30 protein-coding genes and 1 pseudogene are annotated in these 21,007 nt (G+C 50.7%); 24 read left to right on the top strand and 7 right to left on the bottom strand.

Features of this window, described 5'->3' with window-relative positions; all coding sequences use genetic code 11:
- Window positions 1-3: 3 nt before the first annotated feature.
- The 4 genes from KNP06_RS10935 to KNP06_RS10950 all read left to right on the top strand — a co-directional run bounded on the left by KNP06_RS10935 (window position 4) and on the right by KNP06_RS10950 (window position 1,560).
- Window positions 4-312 (top strand): nucleotide pyrophosphohydrolase, encoded by a 309-nt coding sequence (locus KNP06_RS10935; protein WP_131505195.1) that lies wholly within the window; start codon window positions 4-6, stop codon window positions 310-312.
- Between the two features lie 79 nt (window positions 313-391).
- The gene (locus tag KNP06_RS10940) at window positions 392-625 is read left to right on the top strand and encodes a DUF3841 domain-containing protein (RefSeq protein ID WP_214788953.1); all 234 of its coding nucleotides are present in this window, start codon (window positions 392-394) and stop codon (window positions 623-625) included.
- Window positions 588-1,070, top strand: a complete 483-nt coding sequence (locus tag KNP06_RS10945; protein ID WP_214788955.1) for a hypothetical protein — start codon at window positions 588-590, stop codon at window positions 1,068-1,070. Before KNP06_RS10940 ends, KNP06_RS10945 begins: the two co-directional genes overlap by 38 nt.
- A 19-nt stretch (window positions 1,071-1,089) precedes the next feature.
- A complete protein-coding gene (locus KNP06_RS10950; RefSeq protein WP_214788957.1) occupies window positions 1,090-1,560 on the top strand; it encodes a hypothetical protein in 471 nt (156 codons plus the stop codon).
- A 115-nt stretch (window positions 1,561-1,675) separates the two neighbouring features.
- Here the strand turns inward: KNP06_RS10950 and KNP06_RS10955 are convergent, their stop codons facing one another.
- The gene (locus tag KNP06_RS10955; RefSeq protein ID WP_214788960.1) at window positions 1,676-1,903 is read right to left on the bottom strand and encodes a hypothetical protein; all 228 of its coding nucleotides are present in this window, start codon (window positions 1,901-1,903) and stop codon (window positions 1,676-1,678) included.
- 133 nt (window positions 1,904-2,036) lie between these two features.
- On the opposite strand from KNP06_RS10955, the gene KNP06_RS10960 reads away from it, so the two are divergent.
- Both KNP06_RS10960 and KNP06_RS10965 read left to right on the top strand, forming a co-directional pair.
- Window positions 2,037-2,576: a DUF3841 domain-containing protein gene (locus KNP06_RS10960; RefSeq protein WP_214788962.1), complete on the top strand. Its 540-nt coding sequence runs from the start codon at window positions 2,037-2,039 to the stop codon at window positions 2,574-2,576.
- Window positions 2,573-3,607: a flavin monoamine oxidase family protein gene (locus KNP06_RS10965; RefSeq protein WP_214788965.1), complete on the top strand. Its 1,035-nt coding sequence runs from the start codon at window positions 2,573-2,575 to the stop codon at window positions 3,605-3,607. The genes KNP06_RS10960 and KNP06_RS10965 overlap by 4 nt, the downstream gene beginning before the upstream one ends.
- Before the next feature lie 43 nt (window positions 3,608-3,650).
- Here KNP06_RS10965 and KNP06_RS10970 read toward each other — a convergent pair whose 3' ends face one another.
- Together KNP06_RS10970 and KNP06_RS10975 are read right to left on the bottom strand one after the other, a co-directional pair.
- Window positions 3,651-4,082, bottom strand: coding sequence for a MarR family winged helix-turn-helix transcriptional regulator (locus KNP06_RS10970; RefSeq protein ID WP_251131581.1), 432 nt, complete (start codon window positions 4,080-4,082; stop codon window positions 3,651-3,653).
- Window positions 4,083-4,096: 14 nt separating this feature from the next.
- On the bottom strand, window positions 4,097-5,302 hold the full coding sequence (locus KNP06_RS10975) for an MFS transporter (RefSeq protein ID WP_214788971.1): 1,206 nt from the start codon (window positions 5,300-5,302) through the stop codon (window positions 4,097-4,099).
- Window positions 5,303-5,463: 161 nt separating this feature from the next.
- On the opposite strand from KNP06_RS10975, the gene KNP06_RS10980 reads away from it, so the two are divergent.
- The 14 genes from KNP06_RS10980 to KNP06_RS11045 all read left to right on the top strand — a co-directional run bounded on the left by KNP06_RS10980 (window position 5,464) and on the right by KNP06_RS11045 (window position 13,602).
- The gene (locus KNP06_RS10980) at window positions 5,464-5,919 is read left to right on the top strand and encodes a hypothetical protein (RefSeq protein ID WP_214788974.1); all 456 of its coding nucleotides are present in this window, start codon (window positions 5,464-5,466) and stop codon (window positions 5,917-5,919) included.
- Window positions 5,920-5,930: 11 nt separating this feature from the next.
- Complete coding sequence (locus KNP06_RS10985) at window positions 5,931-6,392, top strand: hypothetical protein (RefSeq protein WP_214788977.1); 462 nt, start codon at window positions 5,931-5,933, stop codon at window positions 6,390-6,392.
- Window positions 6,393-6,403: 11 nt separating this feature from the next.
- Window positions 6,404-6,886, top strand: a complete 483-nt coding sequence (locus KNP06_RS10990; protein ID WP_128123908.1) for a hypothetical protein — start codon at window positions 6,404-6,406, stop codon at window positions 6,884-6,886.
- Between the two features lie 17 nt (window positions 6,887-6,903).
- Window positions 6,904-7,359, top strand: coding sequence for an urea transporter (locus KNP06_RS10995; RefSeq protein ID WP_214788980.1), 456 nt, complete (start codon window positions 6,904-6,906; stop codon window positions 7,357-7,359).
- 2 nt (window positions 7,360-7,361) lie between these two features.
- Window positions 7,362-7,844, top strand: coding sequence for a hypothetical protein (locus KNP06_RS11000; protein ID WP_214788983.1), 483 nt, complete (start codon window positions 7,362-7,364; stop codon window positions 7,842-7,844).
- Window positions 7,845-7,955: 111 nt separating this feature from the next.
- Entirely contained in the window at window positions 7,956-8,894 is a 939-nt protein-coding gene (locus tag KNP06_RS11005) for a DMT family transporter (protein WP_214788987.1), read from the top strand.
- Window positions 8,895-8,909: 15 nt separating this feature from the next.
- Window positions 8,910-9,335 (top strand): DMT family transporter, encoded by a 426-nt coding sequence (locus KNP06_RS11010; RefSeq protein WP_211780011.1) that lies wholly within the window; start codon window positions 8,910-8,912, stop codon window positions 9,333-9,335.
- A 6-nt stretch (window positions 9,336-9,341) separates the two neighbouring features.
- Window positions 9,342-10,010, top strand: coding sequence for a Crp/Fnr family transcriptional regulator (locus KNP06_RS11015; RefSeq protein WP_214788990.1), 669 nt, complete (start codon window positions 9,342-9,344; stop codon window positions 10,008-10,010).
- A 12-nt stretch (window positions 10,011-10,022) separates the two neighbouring features.
- Window positions 10,023-10,496, top strand: coding sequence for a DMT family transporter (locus KNP06_RS11020; protein WP_214788993.1), 474 nt, complete (start codon window positions 10,023-10,025; stop codon window positions 10,494-10,496).
- Window positions 10,497-10,774: 278 nt separating this feature from the next.
- Window positions 10,775-11,266, top strand: a complete 492-nt coding sequence (locus tag KNP06_RS11025) for a hypothetical protein (RefSeq protein ID WP_214788996.1) — start codon at window positions 10,775-10,777, stop codon at window positions 11,264-11,266.
- Window positions 11,266-11,745, top strand: a complete 480-nt coding sequence (locus tag KNP06_RS11030) for a hypothetical protein (RefSeq protein WP_214788999.1) — start codon at window positions 11,266-11,268, stop codon at window positions 11,743-11,745. Before KNP06_RS11025 ends, KNP06_RS11030 begins: the two co-directional genes overlap by 1 nt.
- The gene (locus tag KNP06_RS11035) at window positions 11,745-12,563 is read left to right on the top strand and encodes an SMI1/KNR4 family protein (RefSeq protein WP_214789002.1); all 819 of its coding nucleotides are present in this window, start codon (window positions 11,745-11,747) and stop codon (window positions 12,561-12,563) included. Before KNP06_RS11030 ends, KNP06_RS11035 begins: the two co-directional genes overlap by 1 nt.
- A gap of 58 nt (window positions 12,564-12,621) precedes the next feature.
- Window positions 12,622-13,101, top strand: coding sequence for a hypothetical protein (locus KNP06_RS11040; protein WP_034781511.1), 480 nt, complete (start codon window positions 12,622-12,624; stop codon window positions 13,099-13,101).
- A 15-nt stretch (window positions 13,102-13,116) separates the two neighbouring features.
- Window positions 13,117-13,602 carry a hypothetical protein gene (locus tag KNP06_RS11045; RefSeq protein WP_214789005.1) on the top strand — a complete coding sequence of 162 codons (486 nt, stop codon included), beginning with the start codon at window positions 13,117-13,119 and terminating at the stop codon, window positions 13,600-13,602.
- A gap of 243 nt (window positions 13,603-13,845) precedes the next feature.
- Here KNP06_RS11045 and KNP06_RS11050 read toward each other — a convergent pair whose 3' ends face one another.
- Both KNP06_RS11050 and KNP06_RS15335 read right to left on the bottom strand, forming a co-directional pair.
- A complete protein-coding gene (locus KNP06_RS11050) occupies window positions 13,846-15,348 on the bottom strand; it encodes a phytoene desaturase family protein (RefSeq protein ID WP_214789008.1) in 1,503 nt (500 codons plus the stop codon).
- Between the two features lie 123 nt (window positions 15,349-15,471).
- Window positions 15,472-15,705, bottom strand: coding sequence for a TetR-like C-terminal domain-containing protein (locus KNP06_RS15335; protein WP_251131582.1), 234 nt, complete (start codon window positions 15,703-15,705; stop codon window positions 15,472-15,474).
- Between the two features lie 172 nt (window positions 15,706-15,877).
- On the opposite strand from KNP06_RS15335, the gene KNP06_RS11060 reads away from it, so the two are divergent.
- Both KNP06_RS11060 and KNP06_RS11065 read left to right on the top strand, forming a co-directional pair.
- Window positions 15,878-16,606: an ABC transporter ATP-binding protein gene (locus KNP06_RS11060; protein ID WP_214789011.1), complete on the top strand. Its 729-nt coding sequence runs from the start codon at window positions 15,878-15,880 to the stop codon at window positions 16,604-16,606.
- Window positions 16,599-17,612, top strand: a complete 1,014-nt coding sequence (locus KNP06_RS11065) for an ABC transporter permease (RefSeq protein WP_214789014.1) — start codon at window positions 16,599-16,601, stop codon at window positions 17,610-17,612. Before KNP06_RS11060 ends, KNP06_RS11065 begins: the two co-directional genes overlap by 8 nt.
- A gap of 1 nt (window position 17,613) precedes the next feature.
- On the opposite strand, the pseudogene KNP06_RS11070 reads toward KNP06_RS11065, so the two are convergent.
- Window positions 17,614-17,952 (bottom strand): annotated as a pseudogene (locus tag KNP06_RS11070) (DedA family protein); the annotation flags it as partial.
- A 369-nt stretch (window positions 17,953-18,321) separates the two neighbouring features.
- Between KNP06_RS11070 and KNP06_RS11075 the strand changes: the two are divergent.
- Together KNP06_RS11075 and KNP06_RS11080 are read left to right on the top strand one after the other, a co-directional pair.
- Window positions 18,322-19,014: a response regulator transcription factor gene (locus KNP06_RS11075; RefSeq protein ID WP_214789017.1), complete on the top strand. Its 693-nt coding sequence runs from the start codon at window positions 18,322-18,324 to the stop codon at window positions 19,012-19,014.
- Window positions 19,011-20,081 (top strand): HAMP domain-containing sensor histidine kinase, encoded by a 1,071-nt coding sequence (locus KNP06_RS11080; RefSeq protein ID WP_214789022.1) that lies wholly within the window; start codon window positions 19,011-19,013, stop codon window positions 20,079-20,081. The genes KNP06_RS11075 and KNP06_RS11080 overlap by 4 nt, the downstream gene beginning before the upstream one ends.
- A gap of 138 nt (window positions 20,082-20,219) precedes the next feature.
- Here the strand turns inward: KNP06_RS11080 and KNP06_RS11085 are convergent, their stop codons facing one another.
- Window positions 20,220-20,741 (bottom strand): glucosaminidase domain-containing protein, encoded by a 522-nt coding sequence (locus KNP06_RS11085; RefSeq protein ID WP_251131583.1) that lies wholly within the window; start codon window positions 20,739-20,741, stop codon window positions 20,220-20,222.
- Window positions 20,742-21,007 lie beyond the last annotated feature (266 nt).

Here is a 21,007-nt window from a genome sequence, read left to right on the forward strand (position 1 = left end):
TCAATGAACGAAATACAACGACTGATGGACAAAGTGATTGAATTCCGTGACGAGCGCGATTGGGCGTTCCACCATAACCCGAAAGACTTGGCGTTATCATTATCACTCGAGGCGAGCGAGTTGTTGGAGTTGTTCCAATGGGTATCGAGTGAAGAGGCACTTGAAACGAAACACGTCGAGATGAAAGAAGAACTCGCGGATGTCCTCATTTACGCGCTCACGTTCGCTCATGCAGCAGGAATCGATGTATCGCAGGCGATTGAAGAGAAGCTCGAGAAGAACGCGGTGAAGTATCCGAGTCCGAACGCCTAAGTTGTAATCGACCGATTGACCCTGACCATTATTTTCACTACGTTTTGATGCGAAATCGGATAAAGTGGTGAAAGAGCAAATGTGGAGAGGATTAATGTATATGGGCATCTATTACACGTATCAGCATGAAGACGCTTGGAAAGTGGCATTGGAGCGAGGATATCTACAAGGTGACCCTCGCTACGCCATGTTCAATGACGAAGGATTCGATTTTTTCAAACCGGCCTATGACTGGATGGTCGAACAATATGAGCAACGAATTGGGATTCCGTTGAATGGGAGCTATCCGGTTTGGTCGAGACGAGTTTCCTGACCTCGGGACCGGAAAACGGATTGGATCGGGGAATAAAGGTGTCGTGCTAACGGTTGAATTACCGGACGATCAAGTGTTGGCTTCGGAAATTTCATTTTGGGACTTCGTTCCGTATCACTCCACTTTTTGCGATACGGCCGAAGCATTTGACCACAGGGAAGACATCGACCCGGTATATACCCGAAAGTCTTGGGAAAAAATTTTTGACCAGAAATGGTGCGAAGAGATGGCGGTCAATCGGTCAATCGAGGCACCAGACTATCAATACGTGATTCATCGCATCGAGCTCCATCAAGTCCGAGCCGTCATGCCATTTCAAGACTTAAGTGACAGTTGGGTGGACCGGATTCGAGGATCTGTGTGGCGTCTCAGTTATCGACTTGGTTTGAAGAAGTCGATACCGTTCAAGTGGCGAGACCAAACTGGGTTGAAAGACATTAGTTGAACAAAAGGAGTCTGGTTCTATGACGCAGCACGAACGGTTCCATCATTTGTATGCGAGCGGCAAGCGCTCGACCCGTCAGGCAATCATACTGTTTGCACTGATTACAGGAATCAGTGTGACCTTGATGATGATTGGCGAACGTCGTCTCGCTGAATTCATTTGGTTCCTTTTAGTGTTCCCATCAGTCGGTCTCGTGAAAATAGGGGCTCGGACGAACACATTGCTGCGCTTCAACCAGTCCGCCGAGTATAAGCGGCTTGTGCGTCTCGAATGGTGGACAGCATTTGGACTGATTGGAGCGTATGTTGTATTGATTTTGACGCTACTGCTCAATCCGGAACTAATCAGTGTGACGGTTGTCGCGACCGGTATGTATGGAATCGGAATCATTGCGTCGTCTCGGCTCGATCAAAGACTTGGCCAAGTTGACCCGGAGCACGTGACGCACAAGGTGTATGCCCGAAGGAAAGTCGGTTGCTTTCCAAAATAAAGGCAGTCAAAAAGGAGTAGCGCGGGCTACTCCTTTTCATTCGCAACGAGTAACAGACCACCGGTGATGGCTGTGAGGACGAGACGTTTCGTCCATATCGTGAATGATGTCGTCATTAAGGGCGTACCTCTATTTTTTCTTCGATTCGCTCAAGGCGCTCCACTAAGACGTCGAACTGCTGTTGCTGCTGAGCCACGGTTTGACGCTCCAATTCGAGTCGCGCGTCAGCCCGCTTCTCATAGCGATCGATAAATCGAACAATCATTACGATGACCGCGATGAGTAACGCTAGTGGGACAAGTATCGCTAATAAACTAAATAGTAAGGTGATTAAAACATTCATTCTCTTTCCTCCTTTATGTAATCCATACGGCTAGTATACTTCCAAATTCAGACAAACCCAAACGATTCCGTGATGGATGCAAAGTGGGAAGGTCAGTTATGCTAGAGGCATCCACTTAAGAAGGAGCATACATATGGCAATTTACTATACATATCAACATGCGGGCGCATGGGAAGCGGCAAACGAACGCGGTTACTTGTTTGGTGATCCGGCCTATGGCATTTTTCAAGATGAGGACTATGCGTACCATCGGCCCGCCTATGACTGGCTCGCGGGACAATATGAGCAGCGGACAGAGGTCTCGCTTCATGGAAACTATCCAGTTTGGTTGAGCAAAACACGACCAGACGTCGCTCGGGGCGGTTACTTAGAACCCGGAGAAAAGGGTGTCGTCTTGACGGTCGAATTGCCGGACTCACGCGTGCTCGAAGTCGAGGCTGGTTACTGGATGTTCGCATTGAATCGGTATTTCCTCTCGTTTGAAGACCGGGAAGCGAAAGACGAGAAAGAACTGAAAGAATCTTGGGAGAAGATGTTCGACCGTGACTGGTGCGAAGCGATTGTCGAAGAGTATCCGGAGACGAACACGAAGTATCACTATCTCGTCGACCGGATTTATCTCGGACAAGTGCTCGACGTGACGACGTTTGTTGAGGAAGGAGCTGCACTATGAACATCGCCATTATCGGAGCCGGCGTGAGCGGCTTGTATGCCGCGTCGCTCCTCACTGAAAAAGGCTATGACGTCACCGTGTTCGAGGCGCGTGACCGTATCGGGGGACGTGTGTTGAGCCATGACGGGTTCGACCTCGGTCCGACCTGGTATTGGCCAGAGACGGAGACGACGATTACGCAACTGATTGAACGACTCGGTCTCCCGACGTTCTCTCAACACACGACCGGGGACTTGATGCTCGAGCGGCAGTTCGGTGTCATCGAACGGCATACACTCCCTCCAGGTCATATCGTCCCATCGAGGCGATTCGTCGGGGGCATGGCCAGTTTGACGACGGCGCTGGCAGCAACTTTGCCCGCCGGCACGCTTCAACTCGAGTCGACCGTCACCTCGATTCAACAGACTGAAGACGCGGTCTCCATCGAACTCGAAACAGGATCGCCCCAAACGTTCAATCACGTCATCCTAGCCATCCCGCCGCGACTCGTCTCACGCATCTCGTTTCAACCGGAACTGTCTGAAACGACGAAGTCAAAGCTAGTAAACACGCCGACCTGGATGGCTGGACAGGCGAAAGTGATTGCCGTCTACGACCGTCCGTTTTGGCGAGACAATGGCTTATCCGGTCAAGGCATGAGTTGGGCCGGCGTGTTGCAGGAAATTCATGACGCCTCACAGCCGGGCGGACTAGCCGCGTTATTCGGCTTCTTTCGGTTGTCTGCTGCCGAACGCTCGGTACTCGACCGGGACGAGCTGAATCGTCGCGTCATCGATCAACTCGTGCGACTGTTCGGGGAAGAAGCCCGCCAACCGCGTGACGTGTTATACGTCGATTGGTCGAGTGACCGGCATACGGCCACTGTTCAAAATGGGGTGCCGTTGACCGACTTCCCTGTCTATCAGCCGATCGCGTTCGACCCAGCTTGGGAAGGACGGCTTTCACTCGCTGGGACGGAGACGGACTCCTTGTTCGGCGGTCACATTGAAGGCGCGCTCCGGGCAGCGGAACGTGTCGTCAATCAACTCTAACCAAAAATGCGTATCCTCCCAAGCCAGGGACGATACGCATTTTTCATTTGAATTTTTTGATCATCAACGCCAGCGAACGATTGATCATCGTCATCTCGTCGTCTTCGAGCACGGAGAACATCTCTTCAGCGAGCCGTTCCTCGATCGCATCGATTTGTTTCGAGTACTCTAAACCGATTGTACCGAGACGGATGAAGCTCTCGCGCAAGTTGTCCGGGTTCTTCTCTTTCTGGACGAACCGACGCTGTTCGAGCACTTTGAGCACTTGGCTGACCGCGCTCTTCGAGATATTCATCTTTGTCGCAATCTCGGTCGTCGTCCATGTGTCTTGTCGTTTGAACAGGAGTAACATCTGTTCTTGCTGGTAACTGAGTTCGAATTCGTTCAACTCGGTAAAATATTTGGTGAACAACAAGTCGAGCTCGTCAATTTGACGGTACATCTCGATGACTTGCTGTTTGCGTGTGTCGTTCAATCGTCGTTCTCCTTTCATCGCGTGTCACGGAACGTCTGGCTCCGCACGTATAACACGATACTGCATATTAATCCGATTATACCAAACGAGATGAGTAACGTTTGAATCGGTACGGCCAAGGCGACCAGAATCGACAGGACGGCAAACGCAATCGGTTCTAACCCGGATGCGGCGAGCGCCATGATGCTCATGACGCGTCCGATCTTATCGTGGTCGCTATGTTCTTGCATGAGTGTGACCGTCGGCAAGTAGACGAGCATCAACATGAATCCGCTCGCGGCCGCAGCCAAAGCGAGAAGCGTGATGGATTGCGCCTGCGTATAGAGGAAGAAGGCCCCAATCGTCAAAAACAAGACGCGGAAGACGAAGCGACCGCGGTGGACCGAGCGGAACAACAGAACGAGAAAACTCGCGGCGAACGTTCCGACAGCAAGTCCACCTTCAATCAGACTCAAGTCAAACGCATTGCCGCCCCGTTCACCGACGAGAATCGGGATGCTCATGATGAGCGGTCCCATGACGAACAAGTTGACGATGGCGATGGATAGCGTTCCGCTCCGTAAAATCGGTGTGCTCGAGACGTAACGGATGCCTTCTTTCAAGTCGAAGATGACATGACCGAGCGACATGGCACGGGCGAGGGGGATGGGGTCGCGAATCAAACGCGGCATAATCAAGATAGCGGCGATGGTAATCAAGACGGCCGCCGTCCCGAAGCTGAGCCCGAAGCCGCCCCATGTGAGTAACGCACCGGCGAGGAACGGTCCGAAAACGAACATGAGCTCGAGCGTCCCTTGGAAGAGCGAGTTGGCACGTTGCAGCTCTTCTTGTTTGACGAGCGACGGGATCAAAGAAGACAACGCTGGATAGGACATGCCGTCCAGTAGACCGAACACGATGGAGATCATGATCAAGGCGGACACCGAATACGCGTCCGCGAGATGGAGCGCAACGACCGCGACCATGAGGAGACCTTGCCCGAGGTTCGTCAAAAATAAGAGCCGACTCTTTTGGAATCGGTCAGCGAACACGCCACCAAATATCATCATCACGACACGCGGCAACGAGACGGCGGTCATGATGATCCCGAGGAGGGCCGGTTGCTTCAGCACATCGATTGTGAGCCACGACACGCTCAAGAAGAAAATCGAGAAGCCAAGCGTGAGCGTCATGCCGGATAACCATGTGAACACGAATCGTGGATTTTGTAGCAAATTCATAAAGAAAACCTCAGTCTTTTTGCCTTTTAATATAGTTAAGTTAACTAAACTATAAGGTGAATTAACTTCCCCGTCAAGCGAGTAGGCTGTTGCAAAACAATTGTAAAAAAACGGAACTTTTCTTCTGGTAGAATCGTATAGTGAGATAAGAGGTGAAGAAGATGAATAAACATCAGCGTTTGAAGCAAATGGTTACCGGAAACCGGAAATGGCTTCTCGTCAGGCTCGGTTTCGCGATTCCGATTGCCGTACTCGTTTTCTTCTTTTTACAGACTGAGACACGATCAATCGCATACGGAAGTTTGCTAGTGACGTCATTGTTAGTATACGGAGTGATGATTGGGCGGGAAAGTCGATTCATGAGCGATTTTACGGACCGTGTCCGAGCGAAGCAGATCATTCACATCCAATATGCGTTCGACTATATGATGATTGTTTTTCTCTGTTTCGTGTTCCCATTGCTCATGAAGCTAGAATCCGTCAGCTGGGTTCCGTTTTTAGTCTTCTCCCTGACGGCTCTTGGCTTCTTGCTCGTCGAACGCCTGCTCGATGAGAAAGTAAAACGGATTGATCCGGAGCAACCGACACGTCGAGACGTCAAACGGGAGAGCTTTTAAGGAGAGATTCGATGAACAAACAAGAACGCATCAATCTGATTTATAAAACCAATGTAAAGACGGCCGTTCTTCAAAGTCTGCTCACGTTTCCGATGGTGTTTTGTCTCGTCGGATTGATTCAGTCGAATTCATGGAACGGTTGGTACGTGGCCGGCGTACTCGTTTGTCTTTTGCTGCTGGGAGGAATCTTCTTCAAGGCGAACCGAGTCGAGACCGAGTTGACTGAGCGAGAAGATGCCAAAATCATCATCGCCCGTCGGAACGGATTTGTCTTTGCGCTGTTCGTCGTATTCATTTTATCGTTTGCGCTGACGCTTAACTTTGGTTGGATGTACGCCTGGATATTAGCTGTGGCAGTTGCTGTACTATACGGTGGCTACCGCTTGATTCGAAAACAAGACGAGCGATTGAGCGACATCGACACGGAGCATCCGATGCTGCGTGAGATTCGACTCGACAACGTCAGAGACTGAGGAGGTACGAGATGAACAGGGAAACCCGGACTGAAGCATTGTTACAAATCAATACGAGGTATCGTCGTTTTATGATTGGAAGCAGTGTCGTCATCTTTGTGAGTGCGCTCTATTTCATGATGCATACGACTTATTCTGGCGTGATTGCGGTGGTCAGTCTCATCCCGACGTTGTTTTTTGAATGGAAACAGACGACGCTCTATTTGCAGTTCAATGACGACTGGACGTATCGACGTCTCATTAAACTACAGTTTTCCTCACTCGTTTTCACGTTCATCTTATTGTTCAGTCTGATTGCCCTGTTTTTAACGGGACAGATCCATCCGGACGTGTTGATGTGGGCGGTGGTCATCGGGGCACCACCTTCAGTCTTGTTACCGCTGTGGATCGATCGAAAACTGCTCAAACTCGACCCGGAACACGTCACGTCGAACATGCTGGCTAAAGCCAATCGCGAGAAGTTAAAACGTCGTCTTGACGGAATCAATGATTAGAAAAGGAATGGAATCGTATGACGAAACAACAACGGATTGACGAAATGAACCGATACCGTGAACAAAAAAAGCGGCGACGAGACGTGATGTTCGCGCCCGTACCTGGACTATTATTTGTCACGTTGCTCGCGGATCATATTTGGTGGGCTGGCTTAGGGTTGATGGGGTTGTTCGCCAGCGGTTCAATCGTGTATTTGCTGAAAGAAGGAGAGGCGTTCGCTCATCTATCGGATGAAAGAGGGGCTCGAATGGCGACGCGGAACATCTATCGGATTTTAAGCGGGTGGTACGTCTTGATCGTCGGTAGCGTGGCAAGTTATAAACTGGCGGTCCCTTGGTGGACATGGGTGTTCGTCCTAGGAATGGCGGTGCTGTTGCCGTTTCTGAATAAACGCTTCAATGAAACTGTCCAAAGCGCGGATACAGCTCAACCGGTCCGCTCTGAATTGGCAACGGCGAATGGGTTGAAATGAACATGCTGACGAAACAAGAACGAATCGAGCGATTATTCGCGCATGAGGATGCGACGTGGCACTGGCGCTACTGGGGACTTTTCTTCAGCTTAATCGCTGTCGCGTTCATCTCGTATCAGACATCGATTTACTTACCGCTCATCCTATTTGCAGTGTATTTGCCGCAATTATGTGTCGCGTGGTGCAAGACGAAAGTGTTGCTGACATTTAACCCAAATCCTCGCTATCAGCGCTGGATTTACAGTGATTTTATCGTCGAATGGTTCATGTTTTTGCTGTTTATCTGTCTGCTCGCTGCTCATCATACCGGCTTTCTCACGGTTTGGCCACTCCTGGCTATGTTGGGGACTGGGACGATTGGCGGGTTACTGTTTTCCTACATGGCCAACCGAATCGTTTTGAGATTTGATCAACATCACGTCACGAATCGGATGTTCAACGAAGCGAAAACGGAGCGCCGAACACACCAAAAGACGAGTTCCTGATAGTCGGAACTCGTCTTTTTCACATTTCAGGACATCGGTCCTTTATCCTCCACCGCTTGCGGAGTAAGCTTAACACGTACACAGTATATAGAAAGAATCGAGGAAGAGACTATGCTAGCCATTGTGATTGGACTCGTCATCGGCATTTTGTTGCCGGTACAGACGAGCGCGAACTCCCGGCTGCGTTCGATTCTCGGGTCACCGTTCGTCGCATCGTTTCTGTCGTTCGCCGTGGGGCTAACGTTTTTATCAATTACGTTACTCCTCACCGGTCAGTCATTCGGTATCGACTCATCGCTTTTTCGTACCGAACCGCTCTGGATCTGGTCGGGCGGTTTGTTTGGGGTCATCTTTTTAACGGGGAACATCCTCTTGTTCCCGAGGCTCGGCAGCGTCCAGACCGTCATCATGCCGATTTTCGGACAGATTTTGATGGGACTCTTGATTGACCACTTCGGCTGGTTCAATTCAACCGTCAACGTCCTCACGCCGTGGCGTGTACTCGGGGCTTTGTTCGTGTTGCTTGGGGTCGTCGGGACGGTCGCGCTCACGGACTGGATCAATCGTCGTCGCGGCAAACTCGTCGTCTCGTCACAGACAGGAAGCAAAAATTTGAACGCTTGGCGCCTCGTCGGGATTGCGACCGGGATGATGAGCGCGACGCAGACGGCCATCAACGGCTATGTGGGAACGGTGCTCGAATCGGCTTTGAAAGGGACGCTCGTCTCGTTCGTCGTCGGAATCGTCATGTTACTGCTCATCTTGGTCGTCTTGCGGCCGAACGTCGAATGGCGTGGACTACGCGGGCAACCGTGGTGGATTTGGCTCGGCGGCATCATCGGGGCGCTGTTCATCGGTGGGAACGTCTTGATCGTACCGATGGTCGGCACCGGCATCGCCGTCGTCATCGTCATTGTCGGCTTGTTATGCGGGAGTCTGCTCATCGACCGCTTCGGCTGGTTCGGGGCCGCAAAGAACCCGGTCACCGGGATTCAACTCGTCAGTTTGCTCGTCATGGTCATCGGGATCATGTTGATTCGTTTGTCATAAGGGAGGAAAGACAACATGCGCGGAGTACTGTTCGCTATCAGTGGCGGCTTCTTTTTGACGCTGCAGAGCGTCGCCAACGCTCGCATCAGTTCGAGTATCGGGACGTGGCAAGCTGCGACGTTGACGCAATTGACAGGTTTCCTTGTCGCGCTCATGATCATGCTTCTCGTCCGCGACCGGACGTACGTCCACATGCGCCGCGTCGAGCCGCTTTATTTGTCAGGGGGCGCGTTCGCTGCGTTCATCTTGTTCAGCAATATGACGGCCGTGCATGAGCTCGGCGTTACCCTCACCATCTCATTGTTCTTGATTGCCCAGCTTGCCCTCGCGCTCGTCATCGACTGGCGCGGCTGGTTCGGGATGTTGCGCCGTGACTTGAATCGAACGCAACTGCTCGGGGTCGTCATGATGATTGTCGGGATTCTCGTATTGAAAGGATGACGCGTGATGGAACAGATTGACCGTTACATGAAGCGGTATGGGTTGGATGAGGTGCTCCCATCAGCGGTCCGACCTCAACTTAAGCTCGTCCGTTACGTGACGGGGGAGGCGATTTGCACCCAAGGAGCTAAGGCCGAGCAGCTCCACTTTCTCGTCAGTGGAAAGATTCGGGTGGCCCACACGTCAGCGGCCGGGAAGCGGCTCGTCTTGTCGTTCAAACATCCGCTCGACTTAATTGGGGACATCGAGTACGTCCGCCGCACGCCGTTCTTGAACACGGTCGAGGCAGTCACATCGGTCGAGATGCTCGTCGTCCGCTTCGACGACCTCGCGCGTCATGCCAAGGAGGACGTCACGTGGCTCCACTATTTGCTCGAAGGCATCACGAAGAAGTTTGAGATGAAGTCGCAGTCGATGAGTTTTAACTTGTTTTACCCGGTCGATGTGCGGCTCGCGAGCTATCTGTTGTCGATGACACCGGAAGAGACGACGCTCGGGTCGACCGTTGATGAGTTGACCGATATCGCCGATTTGATTGGGACGAGCTATCGCCACGTCAACCGGACGCTCAAGCGGTTCGTCGAGCAGGGATTGATTGAATGGGATCGTCGATCGATTGCAATCATGGATCGCGCCGGGTTGATTGCTGTTGCTGGGGAGAGTATTTATGAATGAGGAGGACACGTCATGGCACTAGGAATGATGCTCGCGGTCATGGGCGGCATGCTCGTCTGTGTGCAGAATACGTTCAACGCCAAAGTGAAAGAACGGGTCGGGGCGTGGGCGACGACGACGCTCGTGCTCGCCCTCGGTTTCCTGGCATCGCTACTCGTCGGGCTGGTCAGTGAAGGATTTGGTCTGTTCGCCGTCACGGGGATGGAGACGTGGTACTGGTTCAGCGGCATCATCGGGGTCGGTGTCGTCATGAGCGTGACGCAAGGCGTCCAACAGCTCGGACCGAGCCATGCCATCTCGATCGTCATGGTGTCGCAAATCCTGTTCGCGCTCATATGGGACACGCTCGGCTGGTTCGGTCTCGAAGCGATCCCGCTCACGTGGAAGACAGCGCTTGGCATCGTGTTGATCGTCGGCGGGGTACTGTTGTTTCAGTTGAGTGGGAAGAAAGAGACGGCCCACCAAAAAGCAAAGCAAGTCGTCTAAAAGGATTTTCGACAAGTTGAACAAGTTTGCCCGTGTTCCTGCCGTTTGACGACGGTTTGGCAATGCGGGCATTTTATTGTGAGCGAGGTCTGGGCCTGAACGGGGGAGCGGTCCCTAAACGATGATGGGTAGATGGTATAAGAACGGGTCACAATGCAGCCGACGATGCCGAGTAGGATAGCTAAAATGAGAATATCCATCGAAATACCTCCTAATTATTGGTATGCTACTCCTATGTACGGTAAACGGTCCGAATTGGTTTCAAGGAGGAACAAATGATGATGACACGAGAAGAAAGAGTCGAGCAGTTACAGAAGCGCCCGAAAAAAGGTGTATTTAATTTGTTATGGGCCACCACGGCTGGACTAGGACTGGGGTGGTGGATTTATACCAATGCATCATTGCCAATGCTTGCAGCCTTCTCCTTTTTGATGATGACGGCTGTCCCGCTCAGTTTTGTCACGTGGCAGAAGACACGTACACTTTTGACATTCAATGAGCATCGCTCCTACCAACGATTGATCCGGGCGAAAGGCGTCATCGCGATTGCGATGTTATGGGGTATGCTTGGTCTGATGTTTGGGTATGTATCCGGATACTTCGCATTGCCGGTATTCAGTGGACTGTCGGCGATGTTGATTGCAGGCATGTTAGTGGTTGAGACATGGCTTGATACCCGCTTGCTTCGGATCGATCATGAGCATGTCGCGGATAGCTTGCTTGGCTTTACGAAACGGGAGCGCTTGAAGCAGAAATGGGAGAATGAATGATGGTCGAGCATAAAGATCGCTTGCTTCAATTGATGCGGTTTGAACAAGTCTCGATTCGTTTATTCGGTCTCCTGGTCGCCATCATCATCTTGATCTCGTTTTATCTCCATAGTCGTTACACTTTAACGAACATGCAAGTGTTCGCAGCCTTTTTGGTCATTTACGCATCACTGATTTTATGGGATTGGTTGCGGATGAAGCTACTGCTTCGCTTTAGTTCGGATGAGCTGTATCGCCGATATGTTCGAATCAACTTTCTAATCATTTTCATGACGGTCATCGGGCTCGCTATATTTATTTGGGGTACAGTCATTCAAAATTTTCAACACGTCACGTATCCATTGCTTGGTACGCTAATCGTCTTGCCATGTCTTTATTTTGAATGGTGGGTGAATGAGCGACTCAAAAAGATTGACCCAGCGCATGTGACGAATCAAGACATTCGCCAATACAGACGATTGAAGAAAGCAGGGAACTAATGATCATTTGGAACGATATACCGGACGACCCGAACCGGTTGCCCACATTAACAGACGACGTGTTGACTGAAGTGGAGACGCGACTCGGGGTGAAACTGCCTATTGATTATCTCGAGGCGATTCGTATCCAGAACGGGGGATATGTCGAAAATCGCGACTTACCGATTACATGGAATGGACAAGATGACATTGCCCTCGTTGATTCAATTGCTGGAGTTGGTTTGAATAAAGGGCTGATTGAATCGAAGGCATTGTTGACGGAATGGGGTGTCGTGGATGAACGATTGATTGTGTTCGCCGGTGACGGTCACTTCTTCCTCGTATTCGACTACCGTGAAGGCGCGACGCCGAAGATTGCCTATATCGATACGGATACGGAAGAGATTGATGTCTTGTTCGACTCGTTCCGTCAATTTAGTGAAGCGCTCACGACGGTGGATATGGGAGTATATGAAGAAATGACTCCAGAATCAGGTACTGAAATGAAACAAGGGGAGACGCTCCTGAAAGATGCGCGACGCCTACTCTATAGCGATCATCTAGAAGACAAAAGGATTGGTGCGATTATTTGGTTCAATAGCTTGGATTTACTTGAAGCGGACGAACTCGTTCGTGAGCTGTTGACCTGGATGGATGACAAGACGTTGCGAGAGACGGCGACAAGCGTCATTCAAGAAGTCATCATTCGACGGAAGCCTTTAAATCAACAACTGTTCGAAGCATTTTTTGAGACGCTCCACAGGCAAGACGACGCCTATAGTAAACAACGCTACGAAGAGACGATGTACATTCTCGATAACGATATTCGAGTCGAGTGAAACGATTTGCCGTTTCTTTTCGTAAAAGAAGGTAACGAGATTTGATTAGGGGGATTGGATGGTTGACCATAACATAAGACTTGAACGCATGATGGAGAACGATCGAAAGCGACAAAAACAAATGTTGTACCCGACGATAGGAATCATCGCACTGTTCATCATCTATTTTTGGGCGACGGACGTCCTCTTACTGTTGCCGATCATCTTGGTCGGACAGCTGCCCGTGCTGTATAAAGGGTGGCATCGGATGAAGTTGCTGCTCACCTTCAACGACGACGCTCGCTACCAACAGAAAGTACGGTCCGAGTTCGGCTTGGCCGTCGGGAACATCGTGTTTCTTTTATTGTTGATCGCTAGCTCGATGCTCGGGTGGATCACGCTACTCACGCTCGTCATCGTCGTTATCGTCGGTCTGATCACGTTCTTGGCGCTTGGGATTCGCATCGACCGTGAGTTGAAAACGATTGACCCGGAGCATGTGACCGCGACGGAGCTCGGCAAGGCGCAACTCGAGCGCGAAAAACGAAAGTCATCATGATGGGAGTACCTAACTATGGTTAATAAAAATGAACGGCTGAAACAAATGGTCGAGAACGACCGAAAGGTGAACCGGACGGCGCTCTTGCTCACGTTGGCAATTTTAGGGATCGCCTTTTACTTCATCTTTACGCAAGACATCACCCTCGCGACATTCGCCATCATCATCATGGCGACGCAATTGCCGAGCCTCTATCGGGCGTGGCACCGCATGAAGTTGCTGCTCACATTCAATGACGACGCGCGCTATCAAAAGTTCGTGCGACTCGAGTTCGGCATCGTGCTCGCGAACGTCATCTTGCTTGGGGTCTTCATCGCCATCGCTTGGGCGATTGAAGGGTCACTCGTCATCTTCGCCATTATGCTGCTCGCCTTGTTTATCCCATTCATCTTCTTATCGGTATGGGTGAACCGGAAAATCGAGTTGATTGACCCGGAGCACGTGACGAATCATGAGCTGCGGACGGCGCATCGCGATGAAGCGAAACGTCAGCTCAAATAAGGAGGAAGACGATGGATCTACGAGTGTTTGACATGCTCTGGTCGCTTGGAACCTTTGCTGTCATGTTAGGCGGAATTATTGTTGTATTGAAATTGATTGTTGGAAAATCGAATACACGTAACTAAATAAGCATCTGACATGGCGTCAGATGCTTATTTTTAAGAAAACATGCCACCAAAATTCCGCAGATGACCATGCCAATCGTATAGAATTTGAAACGATGTCGTTCCCGAAACGAGTCGGTCATCGATTTGTGACTCCGTCACGCTTCGCAATCTTATCGCTCACTTGCTGACCACTCAACGTCACCATCGGCATGCCCCCGCCGGGATTGACCGTGCCGCCGACGAAGTAGAGGTTGTCGTACAGCTCGCTCTGTTTTTTGTGCTTGAAGCCGCCGTTCTGCTTCTTATCGGCGACGGTCCCATAAATCGCGCCCCGGTCCGAGCCGTACGTACGCTCGATGTCATGCGGCGTCCAAACATCGCGCGTCACCGTATGTTCGCGTAAGCCGTCCAAGCCCATCCGCTCGAGCTTATCGAGGACACGCTCTTCGAACGCTGCGTAGTCCTCTGGCGTGAACGGGTTATCTTGGATGTACGGGATGTGCGGCAAAATTTTGATGTTCTCGTGCCCAGGCGGCGCCTGCGTCGGGTCGGTCTTATTGACGTTCACCAAGTAAATCGTCGGGTCGTCCGGCAACTCGTGCTGCTCGAAGATTTTGTCCATCTGTTCATGCAAGTTCTCCGAGAAGAAGAAGTTGTGGTGGCCGAGCGCCGGGTACTCTTTGTTCACCCCGAGGTGGAGCACGAAGCCGGAACTGGCCGGCTCATATTTTTCAACGAGCTTGTCGACGAACTGTTCATCCGCATCGACCATCTTTTGATAGAACGGGATGACTTCCATGTTGGAGACGAAATAGTCGGCCGAACGGAGCCGTCCGTCCTCGAGCTCAATGGCCGTCAGTTGACCGTTCAACGTATGCGCCCGAACGACGCCTTGACCGGTATGGAGCTTCACACCAATTTCTTCAGCGAGTTTCGTCAATCCTTCCGCGAGTTTATGCGTGCCGCCTTCGACGTACCAGCAGCCTTGCGCGTGCTGCATGTAAATCATCATGTTGAGGACGGCCGGCGCGCTGTACGGGGATGAGCCGACATATTTCACGTAATACGACAGCATCGTCCGCAAATGCGGGTTGCTGATTCGTTTGGCAATCCCGTCGTACATCGTCGACGTCAAATCGAAGCCGAACAACGTCGAGAAAAGACCGTTCTTGGCGACCGCTTCGCGCGGCGATTCGAACCCTTCTTTCAAGTATGCCTTCTCCGTCGTGTTGTAAATCCGCTCGGCATATCTTAACAGCTCGCGATACTCATGCATATCTTTTCGTGACAGCGTCGGGTTAGCGCGCTCCATCACGTCTAAGTCGTGATAGAGATCGAGCACGGTGCCGTCCGGGAAGAACGAGCGCCACTCGAGATCGAGCCGTTTAATCGGTACGTAGTCTTCCATCTGCTTGCCGCTACCTGCGAACAGTTTCTCGAAAATCTGCGGCATCGTTAAAATCGAGGGACCGAGATCGAAGCCGAACCCATCCTGTTCGAGCCGGTTCACTTTCCCGCCGATGTGGTCGTTCTTTTCGTATAAGGAGACGTCGTATCCTTTTTGCGCGAGTGAGATGGCTGCTGAAATTCCCCCGAGCCCTCCACCAATCACAATCACAGACTTGTTCACGTTTTGCATAGACGAGCCGCCCTTCTTTCGCCAGTTAATTTTTATGAACCAAAGACATTCTTCTCCGTATACATACCCATTTGAGAAGTATTTTATCCAAATATTAACGTACAGGAGGGAACGATAAAAGTTTCAATGTGCACGGAGGCCACCTGCGACGAGCGGTCCTTCGAACGTGATCGTATAGATGATGCGGGCAATGTCCTCGGCCGTGTCGGGACGGTCGCTATAGAGCCATTCGTAAATGACACCCATATGGGCCGACGAGATGTAAGACACCTCGAACCCATGCTCGTCAATCAAGTCTAAAAAAGCCGTCTTGATCAATTGTTTCGTTCGTATGATGCGCAAATCAACATGTCCCATCTGAAATTTTCTCCTTTATCCAACACATGATTGGAAACTGTCTGATAACCGACACGCTGGCCGATCTTGCCGATTGTTGGGCTGTCGACGGGGGCCTATACTGAGTCTATAAACCAACACGGTGTCTATTAGTCAAGTGTACATGAATCGAGCATCGAAAAGGAGAATCGTTATGGATATTCAACTGAACGACATCAGTAAATCGTTCGGTGACCAATTGGCCATCGACCACGTCGGCTTTACCATCAACTCAGGGGACATCTGTTGCCTGCTCGGTCCGTCCGGTTCGGGGAAGACGACGCTCATCCGGCTGATGATCGGCGCTTTAGCCGCAGATAAAGGTTCGGTTCGAATCGGGGAGACGATCATGCCGAACATGCACATGCTCCACAACATCGGCTTCATGCCGCAAAACGACGGGCTGTACGATGACTTATCGGCCGAGGCGAACTTGGAGTTTTTTGGCTCGATTTATAAGCTCGGCAAGACGACATTGCAGCAACGCATCAAGGAAGTGCTCACGCTCGTCGATTTGACGGACGACCGCAAAAAACTCGTCCGAAATTTCTCGGGCGGGATGAAAAAACGGCTGTCGCTCGCGATCGCCATCCTCCATCAACCGGACGTCTTGTTTTTAGACGAGCCGACGGTCGGGATCGATCCGATTTTACGCCGTCAGATTTGGAGTCAGTTCCAGATGATTCGTGAGAGCGGGACGACCATCATCGTCTCGACGCACGTCATGGATGAGGTGCTCGAGTGTGACCGGGCCGCGCTCATCTATAACGGACGCTTGATCGCTTACGACACCGTGCCGCATCTGTTAGACCAAACGGAGAACGGTCGCGTCGAGGAACTGTTCCTCATCGCTGGTCGTGAAGGAGGGACGGATCATGCGTAACTTGGCGAAGCGCGTCATCTTTCAGACGCTCAACGATAAACGGAGTGTCGCCTTGATTTTGATCGCACCGCTCCTCATTTTGACACTCGTTTACTTTCTCCTCGGGGACTCGGATTACGTGCCGGTCGTCGTGCTCGATGACAACGCACAAACGCAACTCGTCGAAGCGTTTGAAGCCGAGACGCTCGATGTCCGGTTGGACACGGTCGACGGCCCGTTCGATTATTTGGAAGACAATAAAGACGTCGATGCGATTTTTGAAGCGACGCAGGAAGGAACGACGATCACACTCCGGGAACCGTCGACGAAATCTTCGAAGGCGGTACGGGAGATTCAAGCGGCGTTGTCGGCATTGAATCCGGCGGCTGATATCGAGATGAACTATGTATATGGGGAAGAAGGACAATCGACGTTCGACTCGTTCGGCTATGTGTTCTTGTCACTGTTCTCGTTCTTCTTCGTCTTCATCCTGTCCGCGATGGCGCTCGTCAAAGAGCGGAGCGGTGGCACGCTCGAACGTCTCCTGATGACACCGATCAAACGTGGACAGGTCATCTTAGGGTATACGCTCGGCTACGGCGTATTTGCGGTCGTTCAGTCCGTCCTCATCGTTCTGTATACGATTTACGTGCTCGGTCTGACCTCGCTCGGCAATATCGGCTGGGTATTTCTCGTGATGATTTTAATGGCGGGGACGGCTGTCTTGTTCGGTGCGACGATTTCAGTGTTCGCTCGTTCTGAGCTCCAAGTCGTCCAGATGATCCCGTTCACGATCATTCCGCAAGTGTTTTTTTCAGGGTTAATCCCGCTCGACTTGATTCCATACGGACTTGGCAACTTGAGCTATATCATGCCGATCTTTTACGGGGCGACCGCGATTAAAGAAGTGATGGTGTACGGCAGCGGCTTCTCTGGCATCTGGGTCTACGTTCTCGGTTTGGTTGTCTATGCCGGGATACTCTACTTGCTCAACATGCGAGCGCTCGGGAAGTATCGGGGGCATTGAGTCATAAAGCGAGCACCCAATCTTGGAACTGTTGAAATGCTGGTATCTGTCCGGCCAAGCGAATCACGATGAACCAGGCCCCGGTGTAAAGAAAAGCCGAGATGGCGTTATAGAGCGCATACGTCCGAAACTTGAGCGATGTGAAACCGGCCACGTAATGGAGGGGATGGCGCAAGCCGGGAATGAAATAAGAGATGAGGACAATCCGTGACCCATATTTCTCATAGAGTGACTGCGCCCGATTCAAATAACGGGAATCACGCGTAGAAGATGGAATCACGTGATGCAGGCCGCGACCGACAAGATAAAACCAGCTGAACGCGAGCGTGAAGACGACCCACGTCGTGAAGAAGAGCGCTCAACCAGAAGGTGCGACAGTCAGATGGGTAATCATTAATACGTCGTCTGATAGTGGGGTAAACATGATGCCGACGGCGAGCATCACGTATTGCGTCAATAATTCCATATTCGTTCACTCCTTACCTTTGTCTAGTATCCCCTGACAAACGTAAGGAGTTTTTAGCGTCATCTTAAGAAATCTTAAGAAGTCCCACAGAAATCGTTGTCATCCCCGCGCTATACTCATTATCAATAGACAGGTTGACTAAACAGGAGTAGAAAAAAGATGCTACGCTAGGTTTGACCGAGACGACTGATGAGGTCGTTCATAAACATACGTGTAACGCGTATTCAGGCAAGGAGGAAGAACATGCGGTCACAACCAACCATTTTGATTGCGGATGACGACGAGGCCATTCGCGAGCTGCTCGTAATTTATTTAAAAAATGAAGGATATGTACTTCGGTTTGCGAAGACGGGCCAAGAAGTGCTCGACGTCGTCGCGCATGAACCGATTGACTTGCTCGTTTTAGACTGGATGATGCCCATCATGGACGGCATTTCCGCATGTATCGAAATTCGGAAGACACAGTTTATGCCGATTTTGATGCTAACGGCTAAAACGAGTGACTTGGATTTGATGCAAGGGATTTCTGTCGGAGCGGATGATTATATGAAAAAGCCGTTCAATCCGCTCGAAGTGACGCTTCGGGTTAAGTCGTTGCTCCGACGCTACCGTGACTATGGGGCACATCAAGCGACCCAGTCTGGAAAACTCATGTTTCAAGAGTTGACGCTCGATGTGCAAACGAGACAATGTCAAAAAGGCGAGACGCTGATTCGTCTCACGCCGAAAGAATTTGATATTCTTGCCTATTTCATGCGACATCCGAATCAAGTGCTGACGGTCGAACAGATTTATGAGGCCGTGTGGGGCGAAGATGCGTTCGAGGTCGATAATACGGTGATGGTGCATATCACTAAAATTCGAGAAAAGATTGAAGACACACCACGAAAACCCTCGTATATCAAGACGGTTTGGGGCGCGGGTTACCGGTTATGAGACAGCGACAGTGGGACCGATTACTCGTCAAGTTGATTGGAATCATCTTAATCAATGCACTCATCGCGACGATCGCGTTTTTAATTATGGGCTACTCGATCAGTATGTATTATATTCAAAATGAAACCACGCCGGAACCATTGACGTCCAATCTGGCGTTTTTAAGCGTGACGTTTATTACGATTATCATTTTTGTGATCGGTTTTTCATTGATGATGCGAACCACGCTACGAAAAATCACATATTTATCAGATGAGATTAAACGGATTGCGAACGGGGATCTTGATCGAACCGTGGACTTGAAAGGCCAGGACGAACTTGCATCCCTCGCGAAGAATGTCACGCAAATGTCCGCTCAGTTAAAAGAATTGTTTGAGCGGGAACGGGCCCATGAAGAGGAACGAAACCAGCTGTTCTCGAACCTGTCCCACGACTTACGGACACCGCTGACGAGTATTCGCGGCTATCTGCAATTGCTTGAAAGCGAACGCGTCATGACGGACGTCGAACGGAGTCATTTCAATGTGTTGAATGAGAAAACGGCACAACTCGAACGATTGCTCGATCAGTTGATGGACGTGAACCGGTTGTATTCGTCACAAGTGACGCTCTCGAAACAGCGAATGAACATCAGTCTGTTGACGACACAGCTCGTCCACGAGATGGGTCCATTGTTTGAAGAGGCGGGCTATCGTGTGTCGGTCAATGTGCAGCCTGACTTATACGTCGAAGCTGATCAAGACCAACTGATTCGGGTCTTTCAGAACTTGATGTCGAACGCATTGAAATATGCGGCACCGGATGGACTGATTGAACTGACACTCGTTGAACGAGACGAACATGTCTTATGGCGACTGTGTAATGAGACGACACCCCGGACGATTGCATCGATTGACCATTTGTTTGACCGGACGTATCGGGTGGACGCATCACGTGGCGAGACACCAGGGGACGGGCTCGGGCTGTCGATTGCCCGTCAAATCATGATTTTACACGACGGCACGTTGACAGCGTATGCTTCAGGAGAAGACCGGATTTGTTTTGAAGCATGTTTTTTCATCAAGTGAGACTAAAATAAGCATCCGAGCATTTGCTCGGATGCTTATTAGCGTTTAAGGAGTAAAGCGATGCCCGCAACGAGAAGCGCGAGCCCGCTATACATCCGTACTTGATGGCAAGTCACTATCTTTCACCCCTGTAAGTCATTATAGTTCGTTCATTTTTTTGGCGACGCGAAGTTTTGTCTGTCCCATCTCTTTATAAATAAAGAGAATCTCGTTGCCGTAATTGCCTGAAGGTTGCATCGCCCATTTGCGATGAAGGGCAGGCCATGTCGTCGCCGATCCCCGTTTTACGTAATGAAAACGCGGGTCGACGCGCGTCGAATTCAAGTTATCTTTTGAGGCATAGGCTTTCAGGTGTTGAATCTGAGCCAGCACTCCTTGATGCGGGGAACGGAAGAAATGACCTTTGACACCTTTACCGGTCGTGCCGATCCCTGAATAGTTATGCTGCTTCGGAAGCACGTCTCCGCCGTAGCGAAAGTAGCCAGTTTCTTTCAAAGCTTGTGCAAACGCGACGTCTCCGCGGACGCCTTCTTTGGCACCTAGAATGATGAACAGTTTGGCGAGTTCTTCAACCGTCGTGCCATGAAGACGCACATTCTTAGGGTTTTTCGTTTTCACGTAATCTGCCATTTGTTGCGGTTTTAATGCCGACGTTCCCATAATAGCACGATTCTCTTTCTTTGTTGCGGCTTCAACTGATATTGTAAAGGTGAAGGACGAAGTTATAATCATGAGACAGGTGATGCAGCAGACAAGTATGTTTTTCATCAAGAGGCCTCCGATTCGATTCAACAAACTATACAAATAATACCATATAATAACCAGATTGGTTGCTTCATTTTCAGGAAGAGGGAATAAAATCCAATTTACATGAACAAAGAATGGGCGAATCGGTTGTCGGCTTGTCACGTTCAAGTGAAACGGCC

It is taken from the genome of Exiguobacterium sp. s21, from assembly GCF_018617975.1.
In the GTDB taxonomy this organism is placed as follows: Bacteria; Bacillota; Bacilli; order Exiguobacteriales; family Exiguobacteriaceae; genus Exiguobacterium; species Exiguobacterium mexicanum_A.